We start from the raw sequence: 8,817 nt of genomic DNA on the forward strand, positions 1-8,817 counted from the left end.
TGAGCAATTTGAGGGCTCCGCGCCCGGCGCGCTTGCCCAAAACGAAACCAACGAATATGAAAACCAGACCCGCAGACTCTCGTTATGAATGAGGGAGCCTCGGGGGGCAGGTCAGCGGCGGTAAGGATTTTCTTCATTCTCAATCTCCCTTGATACGCGCTTCGGAAAGGCGGAGCACGCAACAATTAGCAGCGTTTAAAGGCTTTTGTATCGTAAATCCGGAGACCTTGGGGCGTTTGTCACAGCCATTATCAGAGAATGCTAATCCCAAAAACAAACACGCGCTGCGGAAGCAGCGCGTGTATTAAAGTTCGCAGGCCTGAACTTTCACCGACATAGTCAACTAACTGAGTTGATCGGTATCGGCTCAAAGCTCAGCAAAGCTTACTATTAGTTAAGAGGTGCTTGATCTGGCTCTGGCTCAGGATCGTCATCATCGCTGGTTGCGATAGCGATGCCGATTGCGATGGCAGCCAGGCCCAGAACGATCCAACCCGCGTTTGAGCCAGCAGGCTGTGCGACTTCTTCTTCGACAACAACGAAGGGCTCAACGTTGCCAGCCTGCAGCGGTGCCGCGAGCAGCGCCAGAGCGAAAGCAGATGTTACAAGCTTTTTCATTTATTTTCCTTTCAGGTGCATAAGTTCAGGTGCATAAGAAATCTTTTGATCTAGACGCTGCTAGATGGGGCGACGATCTTTAGATTTCAAACGATTATCACGGCAGTGGCTCTGGCTCAGGATCGTCATCATCGCTGGTTGCGATGGCGATGCCGATTGCGATGGCAGCCAGGCCCAGAACGATCCAACCCGCGTTGGAACCCGCAGGCTGTACGACTTCTTCTTCGACAACAACGAAGGGCTCAACGTTGCCAGCCTGCAGCGGGGCAGCCAGCAGCGCCAAAGCGAAGGCAGAGATGGTTAGTTTTTTCATTGATATTCTCCTTGGCAGTACAAAACACGGCTTCGGCGACAGGCCGAATCCTCTGGTTAACGATTAATATCCTGAAAGGGTTCCACGCAATGGAACTTATGTCTTTGCGTGGAATCCCGAGGATACTGCAGCGATTTCGCCACAGGCATCTAGATCACCAACACTTGTGTACCGACCTTGCACAGACCGAACAGTTCGGCGATGTCCTCATTGTACAAGCCGATACAACCGTTTGAGGACTTTCGCCCGATCTTACGTGTGTCGTTTGTGCCATGGATACGGTAATAGCGCCATGACAGATACAACGCGTGGGTTCCCAGGGGATTTTGCGGTCCTGGGCCAACATATTCAGGCAGCTCTGGATTCCGCTTCAACATATTGGGTGTTGGGCGCCAATCAGGGCCGACGCGCATTTGGACCACCTTGGTACGGCCGGTACGGGTCAGTTCCGGGGTCAGCGGCACAGAGGTCGGATAGACATTATAGGTCGTCCCCGCTTCATCCCAGAAATGCAGCACACGGGCGCGAGTATCTACCAAAACCACCCCGTTACGGCGGTTGGGAAAGTGTTGTTGCCAGTCGCGGGCCAGAAAACCCGAGATACGGCGTTGCAATTTAGGTTGCCCGGACAGGGCATTTGCCGGTTGAGACGACCGTTGGGCGATCTCGGCGGCGGGCGTGCAGGCACTTGTCAGTCCGGTGAGAGCAGCACCGGCCGAAAGCATTGTAAACTGCCGCCGGTTCAGGCGATCAGATTGAGGCATAACGCATCCCTTCACAAGAGAATCAGCAGAAAGTGCGACTCTAGGCATCGCAAGCCCTGCAATCAATTGAGCACGGAATCATCAAATGTCACCGTGCTGTTGAAACAACCATTTGAAACCTTGTCGGTTTGAGATAGGACATCGGTTCAAAATATCAGGCAGAACGGACTCGCAGTTATGATGATCAGATCTTTGGTTACCGCCCTTATGTTGGCCACGCTGAGCGCATGTGACACGACCGGCATTGCCCCGGGCGTGCCGTTTATCAGTGATGCACGCGCCAACGAAGTGCGCACGCGCCATCTTGATCTGGTAAACGCACTTAGGGCAGAGCGTGGGCTGCGTCCCCTTTCGCTATCGGCAAGGCTGACCGCTGCGGCGCGTACCCAAGCCCGTGACATGAGCAACCAGAAACGCGCCTGGCACTTTGGATCTGATGGGACTTCACCCAAGGATCGTGCGGTGCGGGCGGGCTATGCCGGACGTGTGCTTGCGGAGAACATCTCGGAAAGTGTCGATAACGAGTTGCAGGTGTTTCAAAGCTGGGTCGCTGATCCAATTACCCGGCAGGGCATGCTGCACCCGGCAGCATCTGACATGGGATTGGGTTGGTATCAGGATCCCAATGGCAAGCTGTGGTGGGTGCAGGTGATCGGTGGTGGCGCGCGTGGTCTGGGGTCCTGATCTTTAGCTCTGGATCATGATGGGCGTGCCCATACGGACCATGGCATAGATCTCTTCGATTTCGCGGTTGCGCACCGCGATGCAGCCAGCGGTCCAGTCCGGGCCGCCCTTGTCGATGCCGCGGCGCGGCCCGCCATGTATGAAAATATCCCCGCCCGGTTCCACGCCCAGCGTTTCTGCCCGCGCCATATCCTTGGTATTCGGATAGTTGATCCCAAGGCTCAGGTGGAACTTGCTGTTCGGGTTCTTGCGGTCGATGAAATAAAGCCCCTCGGGCGTGCGACCATCGCCTTCGGCCTGTTTGTGGCCCGCAGGGTTGAAGCCCAGATTAACCCGATAGCTGCGCAGCGCTTTATGCCCCTGCACAAGATGCATGCGGCGTTCGGATTTACTGATCACAACATGGTCGGCGACGGGAAGATGGGCGTAGCCGCGTGAACAGGCTGAAAGGCCCAACGCGGAAGCACCCAGCGCAAAGTTGCGTCTGCTCAGTTTAATCGACATCTGTACTACCTCAATATGTCGCCTATTTTCTGGCAACTTGCCGAGAGAATATGTCGTTATGGTTAATAGCACAACGCGATTGCGAGCGTCGCATCAAATTTCAGCGAATTTGTAGCGCGCACGTCACGCGACAGTTTGACCGGCTATTTCTTGAAAACCGTCGCGTTCAGAAAATACCCGGTAAAGCAGCGCAGGCTTTTTAACAGGCCCATCTTTTCTTCGTTCCGAAAGACGCGCCAGGTGTGCCGCGCGGCCTTCAGTTTATTGGCCGACAAAGCGGTGCTGACGATGCGGCGTGTGGTCAGCAGTTCAGGCAGGCCGATGGCACCATGACCGCGCCGCAGCAGCGAAAGCCAATGCGCGTAGTCCTGCCGCATGGGAAGGTCGGGAAAGTAGCTTCGGCCAACCTTTTCCCGGTCCAGGATCACGGTCGAGCAGCCGATCGGATTTCCATAGAGAATGGTCTCATAGCGCATTTCTGCTGGTGGAATGCGGCTTGAGACCTGACCGGTGGCTTCATCCAGATTTTCATAGCCGGTGCAGGACAGCACCGCATTGGATGAGGCCATCGCCGCCAGTTGTTTGGTCAGTTTTTCCGGGCGCCACAGATCGTCGCTGTCGAGAAAGGCAAGATAGCGCCCGCGGGCCAGCCGGAGCCCGATATTGCGGCTGCGCCCAGGACCGCGGTTCTTGCCGGACAGAACCGGCCGGATACGTTTGTCGTCCAGTGCGGCGATGTTCTGCGCGATCTGTGTCTGGACCTCTTCGCCGGACCCGTCGTCAACAACGATGATCTCAAGATCATCAATGCCTTGTGCACGCACACTCTCGATGGCCTCGATGACGCGCACCGGGTCTTTGTAGGTCGGGATGATGACCGAGACGCTGGGTGTTGCGGGCATGGGCCGTTGTCACTCTTTTGATGGTCTGCACTGATCTGCTGGCCTTAGTGTGGGGACAGCTGGATGTCGACGACTGTATCTGGAATGTCCGCTGTGACAACCATCCTATGCATCAGAACCCCAGAGCGCAGCCATCCTTGCGCGGGTCTGATCCGCCGGTCATCACGCCAGTGGTCAGGTCCAGATGGATGGCTTGCGCGCCGCCGATAGCGGTATCAGGGGTTTCAACCCTGTGGCCCTTTTGCGCAAGTGCGGTGTGCGCCGCCGTGTCATATCCGCGTTCCAGCTGAAGCACACCATCATAGGCAAAGGAACGGGGCAGGGTGATCGCCTGCTGCACATCCATGCCGTAATCCACGACATTGGACAGGAACCGGGCGTGACCGCAGGCCTGGTACTGACCGCCCATAACACCGAAGGGCATCAGGAACTCACCGGGTTTGCGCAGCATTGCCGGGATGATGGTGTGCATGGGGCGTTTGCCGGGCCCGGCCTCGTTCGGGTGGCCTTCGCTAAGGCTGAAACCGGCACCGCGATTGTGCAACAGGATGCCGAACTCGGGCGACATGAGGCCCGAGCCGAAGCTGTGGAAAATGGAGTAGATCAGTGACACGGCCATGCCTGAGCTGTCGACAACACACAGATAGACCGTGTCCTTATGTATAGCTTCCGACGCTGCGGCGGGGGAGGCCAGCGCTTTGCCGGGGTCAATCAGCGCGGCCAGATCGCGGGCGGTCTGCGGCGACACCATGTGATCCAGATAAGGCGCCGCGTTTGCGGCATCCGCGACGAAGCGGTCGCGTGTATCATAGGCCAGTTTGGCGATCTCGGCCTCCAGATGGGCGCGCTCCGCGCCTGCCGGATCAAGCGCGGCGAGATCGAACTCTGCCATCATGTTTGCCATCAGCACGGCGATCGCCCCTTGCCCATTGGGCGGCAGTTCGATCAGCTCATGACCACGGTATTGGCCGATGATGGGCTCGACATACTCGGCCGTGCTGGTGGCAAAATCCTCCAGCGTGTGGCAACCACCAACTGCGGTCAGGGCGGCGACCATGTCCTCCGCCACTGCCCCCTCGTAGAAACCGGCATGCCCATCCATGGCGATACGCCTCAGCGCCTCTGCCTGTTTTGGGCTGCGGAATATCGTGCCGGGGCTGGGGGCCTTGCCGGCAAACAGAAAGTCCTGCCGCGCCGCGCCCTGCAGGGCATCGACGGAATTGGCCCAGTCGAAAGCCACGCGCGGCGCAACGGGGATCCCTTGTTCAGCATAGTGGATCGCGGGGGCGAGCGCGGTTTTCAGGCCCAGCTTTCCCCAATCCTGCGACAATTTTACAAAGCCCGCAACGGCACCGGGAACGGTCACAGCGTCCGCGGTATGAGTTGGCATCACCTTATGCGCGGCTCGCAACTTCGCAGGATCAAGGCCCGCCGGCGCCCGGCCCGACGCGTTCAGCCCGACGATACGATCCTCACTGGCGGGGCGGATCAAGGCAAAGCAGTCCCCACCGATCCCGGTCATCTGCGGTTCGCAAATCCCCAGCAATACAGCAGCCGCCAACACAGCATCGACTGCATTACCGCCTTGTTCCAACGTCTGCACGGCCACCTTGCTGGCCAAAGGATGAGAGGTGGCAGCCATGCCATTGACGGCCAGAACGACAGAACGGCCAGGTTGGTGAAAGTCGCGCATTATTGGTGTCCAGATCGGTTTTGAGGTCCGAGACCACCTTATATGGCTGAGCGCGGTTCTGTCATCAGCTTCTTTGCACGGCTGACTTTGTTCTGATTGCCGCAGACACACCAAAGCGATGGGACGTGTCCTTTGCTTCTGGGACAGACAAATCGGTGCAGCTGATATTGTGTGGAGATCGTTGCCAGCGAGCACCTCTGGCGCCTCGGGATTGAGTGGGGGCTGAAACCCTTGGCGCCAGAGAGAAGCTCGCTTGAGCAACAAGTATCTTATCGTTTAGATTCGCGGCGATGTAATGCTCGAATTGTGTCGCCAAAGTGATTTCGTTAAGAACTTGCTGCCATCTTTGCCGTACTTGCGAAATGGTGTCGGATAGGGGATGCTGTGCTTATGGCTGACGTCTTTTCACCGTCCTCGAATAGTAATCCCACAGATTATCAATGCGTTGCGTTCCATCGCACGGAATTGGCCAAGATCATGCCGGTCTATGGTCGCATGGTCGCGACGGGTGATTGGCGGGATTACGGGATTTCACATCTTAAGGATGTTGCCATCTTTTCGATCTTTCGCCACACCGCAGAGCATCCGATTTACCGGGTGGAGAAACGGCCCGCGCTGGCCCGCAAGCAGGGGCAATACTCGGTCATTGGTATGGATGGCCGCATCCTGAAGCGGGGCCACGATCTGGAGCAGGTGTTGAAGGTGTTGGAACGCAAGATGATCCGCGCGGTGCGCTGAGCCGAAACGCCTTACAGGCGGCGTTTCGCGGTTACATCACCATAGCCGTTGGTGTGGATCCGGGTGATGACCTCTGCCAATGGTTCGCGGGCCACTGCCATATGGGCTGCGTTGGCGTGGAGCAGGGTTTCTGGATCCAACATCATGCCGATATGGCCCTTCCAGCAGATCAGGTCACCGCGTTGTAGCGGTCCGTCAATCTCGGTGCCGATCCCAGCCAGCATGTCCGAGTCCCTTGGCAGGGAAACGCCGGTTGCCGCATGGGACAGTTGCACCAGGGCAGAGCAGTCCAGACCGAAGGCGCTGCGCCCACCCCAAAGATAGGGCAAACCCTCGAACCCTTCGGCCACCGCGACAGGATCATTGGCAAAGGGTTGCAGATCGCCGACATGCTGGACCGGGCAATACCCGCCGCCCGCAACCGCCACGAAATCCCCATCGGTGCCGGTTGTTGTCAGGCGGCTGCATTGGGACATCGCCTCCAGCGGACGGGTCTTGAGATTGGGTTCGGGATAAAGATGCGTGACCAGCGCCGTCACCTGCGAGGTCGGGTCTTCATGCTGGCGCAGGCCGGTGCGTGAGACATAGCCGACATAGCCGTCGGTCTCGGACTGACCCCAGGCAAGGCCGGTCTCGGGGTCATCGTCATAGACGGTGAATGTCTCCCCCAGCAGCAACTGGCTGGCCAGTCCGGCGGTGCGCGCTGGCTGTGCGGTCAGGTCAAGCACCGGGGCAGAAACGGTCATCTTATGCCCTTCGGCAAAGCGGGGGGCCTCGACCTGACCGCGCAGATGTGCTGCGGCCAGATCGGGACGGGCAGGGGTCAGGCGGGGATCGAAATTCATGCGAAACGTTCCTCTAGCATGGTCAGAAGGGCCCGCGCGCCTTGGCAGGCCCCGCCAGCAGGGTGGCCGGGCTTGGCCGATGGCGTCCAGCCATAGCAGTCGATATGGGCAAAGGCCGGGGTTTCGGTGACAAAGCGGCGCAGGAACAGCGCTGCGGTGATCGCCCCGGCCATGCCGCCTTTGGGCGCGTTGTCCAGATCGGCGATACCCGGCTCGATCATGCTGTCATACGGGTCCCAGAACGGCATCCGCCATAGGGGGTCACGGGCTGTGTCGGCGGCGCTCAGAATATCTGCCGCCAGCGCGTCGTCATCCGTGAAAACCGGGGGTAGATCGGGCCCAAGAGCCACCCGCGCTGCGCCGGTCAGGGTCGCCATGCACAGGATCATGCGGGGCGTTTCCTCATCCGCCAGCGTCAGCGCATCGGCCAGCACAAGACGCCCCTCGGCATCGGTGTTGTTGACCTCAACCGTCAGCCCCTTGCGCGAGGTCAGGATGTCACCGGGCCGGAACGCCCCCGCAGAGATGGAGTTTTCCACCGCCGGGACCAGCACCCGCAGCCGGATCGGCAGGGCCAGAGCCATGATCATATGCGCCAGCCCCAGAACGGTTGCCGCCCCGCCCATATCCTTTTTCATCAGCCCCATTGAAGCACCGGGCTTGATATTCAGCCCGCCTGTGTCAAAGCAGACCCCCTTGCCGACCAATGTGATGGCAGGAGCGGCCGGATCCCCCCAGCGCAGATCCAGCAGACGCGGCACCTGATCCGAGGCTCGCCCCACAGCATGGATCATAGGCAAATTGGCGGAAAGCAGGTCATCGCCAAGGGTTGTGGTGACATCGGCATCGAATTTAGCCGCCAGTTCGCGAACCGCCGCTTCCAGCCCATCGGGTCCCATGTCGGAGGTTGGCGTGTTGATCAGATCACAGGTCAGCGCCACCCCTGCGGCGATGGTCTCCAGCCTTGCGGCATCGACCGTGTCCGGGGCCACCAGATGCGCCGCGGCCTCTGGCTGGTTTTTATAGCGGTCAAAGCGGTACTGGGTCATCAGCCAGCCGAGGGCGGTTTCCTCGGCCAGTTCGCGGCTTTGTTCCGTCGCAATCCGATAGTGACCCGCTGGCAGTACATTGGCTAAGGCGCCCAGATGAAACCTGCCACGTTGGCGGGTTGTCTGATCGCCGAACCCGGCCAGAACCTGGGTTGGTGTGCCATCCGTGCCGGGGACCAGCAGAACTTGCCCGGCTTTCCCGCTGAACCCGTTCGCCTCTGCCCAGTTCAAGGCTTGGCTGGGCAGTGTGGCCATCTGCTCGGCCGATTTGTCAGCGTCGATCACATGGATCGGCGTTGCCCCGGGCTGTTTTGAAAATGTTGCTGCCATGCTCATGCTGCCTTAAATCTGCGCTTTAGGTCACAGTAATCGGTTTCGTTGCGGGCTGAAACCGGGCTTTCAATACATGTTTGAATAGTCAGAGCATATGGACGCGCAGGATAATCCCGCTTAGCGATAGTCCAACTACAAAGGAGACGAGTAGATGGGTATCGTCGTTCACCCTGATCTAAGCAAATTGGCAGACGCGTTTCTTCTCTAGAACTGGGGGATTGAGGGGTCACCGTCCATTTTGAGGATTGAGTTTCGTACTAGGGCCTGTTAACACTTAATCATCTCCACGATGAGGGTGACGTTCAGAAAGGCGCGGTACATGACATCAAGCTTTTCGAATCTTGAGAAGATACGTCGGAAGCCTTTCAGCCTTC

At 58.5% G+C, this 8,817-nt stretch carries 10 protein-coding genes and 1 pseudogene; 2 read left to right on the forward strand and 9 right to left on the reverse strand.

The window, feature by feature from the left end:
* Positions 1-390 precede the first annotated feature (390 nt).
* From ACW9UQ_RS17740 to ACW9UQ_RS17750, 3 genes are all read right to left on the reverse strand, one after another.
* Positions 391-618: a hypothetical protein gene (locus ACW9UQ_RS17740; RefSeq protein ID WP_458932334.1), complete on the reverse strand. Its 228-nt coding sequence runs from the start codon at positions 616-618 to the stop codon at positions 391-393.
* Between the two features lie 97 nt (positions 619-715).
* Positions 716-931: a hypothetical protein gene (locus ACW9UQ_RS17745; RefSeq protein ID WP_458932335.1), complete on the reverse strand. Its 216-nt coding sequence runs from the start codon at positions 929-931 to the stop codon at positions 716-718.
* Positions 932-1,080: 149 nt separating this feature from the next.
* Complete coding sequence (locus ACW9UQ_RS17750) at positions 1,081-1,695, reverse strand: L,D-transpeptidase (RefSeq protein ID WP_458932336.1); 615 nt, start codon at positions 1,693-1,695, stop codon at positions 1,081-1,083.
* 177 nt (positions 1,696-1,872) lie between these two features.
* Between ACW9UQ_RS17750 and ACW9UQ_RS17755 the strand changes: the two genes are divergently transcribed.
* Positions 1,873-2,379 (forward strand): CAP domain-containing protein, encoded by a 507-nt coding sequence (locus ACW9UQ_RS17755; protein WP_458932337.1) that lies wholly within the window; start codon positions 1,873-1,875, stop codon positions 2,377-2,379.
* Positions 2,380-2,382: 3 nt separating this feature from the next.
* On the opposite strand, the gene ACW9UQ_RS17760 is transcribed toward ACW9UQ_RS17755, so the two are convergent.
* From ACW9UQ_RS17760 to ACW9UQ_RS17770, 3 genes are all read right to left on the reverse strand, one after another.
* Entirely contained in the window at positions 2,383-2,883 is a 501-nt protein-coding gene (locus ACW9UQ_RS17760) for a L,D-transpeptidase family protein (RefSeq protein ID WP_458932338.1), read from the reverse strand.
* Between the two features lie 143 nt (positions 2,884-3,026).
* Positions 3,027-3,785: a glycosyltransferase family 2 protein gene (locus ACW9UQ_RS17765; protein WP_458932339.1), complete on the reverse strand. Its 759-nt coding sequence runs from the start codon at positions 3,783-3,785 to the stop codon at positions 3,027-3,029.
* A 112-nt stretch (positions 3,786-3,897) separates the two neighbouring features.
* Entirely contained in the window at positions 3,898-5,478 is a 1,581-nt protein-coding gene (locus ACW9UQ_RS17770) for a gamma-glutamyltransferase family protein (RefSeq protein WP_458932340.1), read from the reverse strand.
* Between the two features lie 390 nt (positions 5,479-5,868).
* Between ACW9UQ_RS17770 and ACW9UQ_RS17775 the strand changes: the two genes are divergently transcribed.
* Positions 5,869-6,216 (forward strand): DUF2794 domain-containing protein, encoded by a 348-nt coding sequence (locus ACW9UQ_RS17775; protein ID WP_458932341.1) that lies wholly within the window; start codon positions 5,869-5,871, stop codon positions 6,214-6,216.
* A gap of 11 nt (positions 6,217-6,227) precedes the next feature.
* Here ACW9UQ_RS17775 and ACW9UQ_RS17780 read toward each other — a convergent pair whose 3' ends face one another.
* From ACW9UQ_RS17780 to ACW9UQ_RS17790, 3 genes and pseudogenes are all read right to left on the reverse strand, one after another.
* The gene (locus ACW9UQ_RS17780; RefSeq protein ID WP_458932342.1) at positions 6,228-7,061 is read right to left on the reverse strand and encodes a C40 family peptidase; all 834 of its coding nucleotides are present in this window, start codon (positions 7,059-7,061) and stop codon (positions 6,228-6,230) included.
* Positions 7,058-8,440 (reverse strand): leucyl aminopeptidase family protein, encoded by a 1,383-nt coding sequence (locus tag ACW9UQ_RS17785; protein ID WP_458932343.1) that lies wholly within the window; start codon positions 8,438-8,440, stop codon positions 7,058-7,060. The genes ACW9UQ_RS17780 and ACW9UQ_RS17785 overlap by 4 nt, the downstream gene beginning before the upstream one ends.
* Before the next feature lie 270 nt (positions 8,441-8,710).
* A pseudogene (locus ACW9UQ_RS17790) lies at positions 8,711-8,817 on the reverse strand (IS5-like element ISCARN85 family transposase); the annotation flags it as partial.

The organism is Halovulum sp. GXIMD14793 (assembly GCF_054457435.1).

Bases quoted from the DNA above. Each gene is read 5' to 3' on its own strand.
- ACW9UQ_RS17765 (WP_458932339.1), bottom strand. From the start codon at position 3,785: ATGCCCGCAACACCCAGCGTCTCGGTCATCATCCCGACCTACAAAGAC.
- ACW9UQ_RS17775 (WP_458932341.1), top strand. From the start codon at position 5,869: ATGGCTGACGTCTTTTCACCGTCCTCGAATAGTAATCCCACAGATTAT.
- ACW9UQ_RS17770 (WP_458932340.1), bottom strand. From the start codon at position 5,478: ATGCGCGACTTTCACCAACCTGGCCGTTCTGTCGTTCTGGCCGTCAAT.
- ACW9UQ_RS17785 (WP_458932343.1), bottom strand. From the start codon at position 8,440: ATGGCAGCAACATTTTCAAAACAGCCCGGGGCAACGCCGATCCATGTG.
- ACW9UQ_RS17780 (WP_458932342.1), bottom strand. From the start codon at position 7,061: ATGAATTTCGATCCCCGCCTGACCCCTGCCCGTCCCGATCTGGCCGCA.
- ACW9UQ_RS17745 (WP_458932335.1), bottom strand. From the start codon at position 931: ATGAAAAAACTAACCATCTCTGCCTTCGCTTTGGCGCTGCTGGCTGCC.
- ACW9UQ_RS17755 (WP_458932337.1), top strand. From the start codon at position 1,873: ATGATGATCAGATCTTTGGTTACCGCCCTTATGTTGGCCACGCTGAGC.
- ACW9UQ_RS17750 (WP_458932336.1), bottom strand. From the start codon at position 1,695: ATGCCTCAATCTGATCGCCTGAACCGGCGGCAGTTTACAATGCTTTCG.
- ACW9UQ_RS17740 (WP_458932334.1), bottom strand. From the start codon at position 618: ATGAAAAAGCTTGTAACATCTGCTTTCGCTCTGGCGCTGCTCGCGGCA.
- ACW9UQ_RS17760 (WP_458932338.1), bottom strand. From the start codon at position 2,883: ATGTCGATTAAACTGAGCAGACGCAACTTTGCGCTGGGTGCTTCCGCG.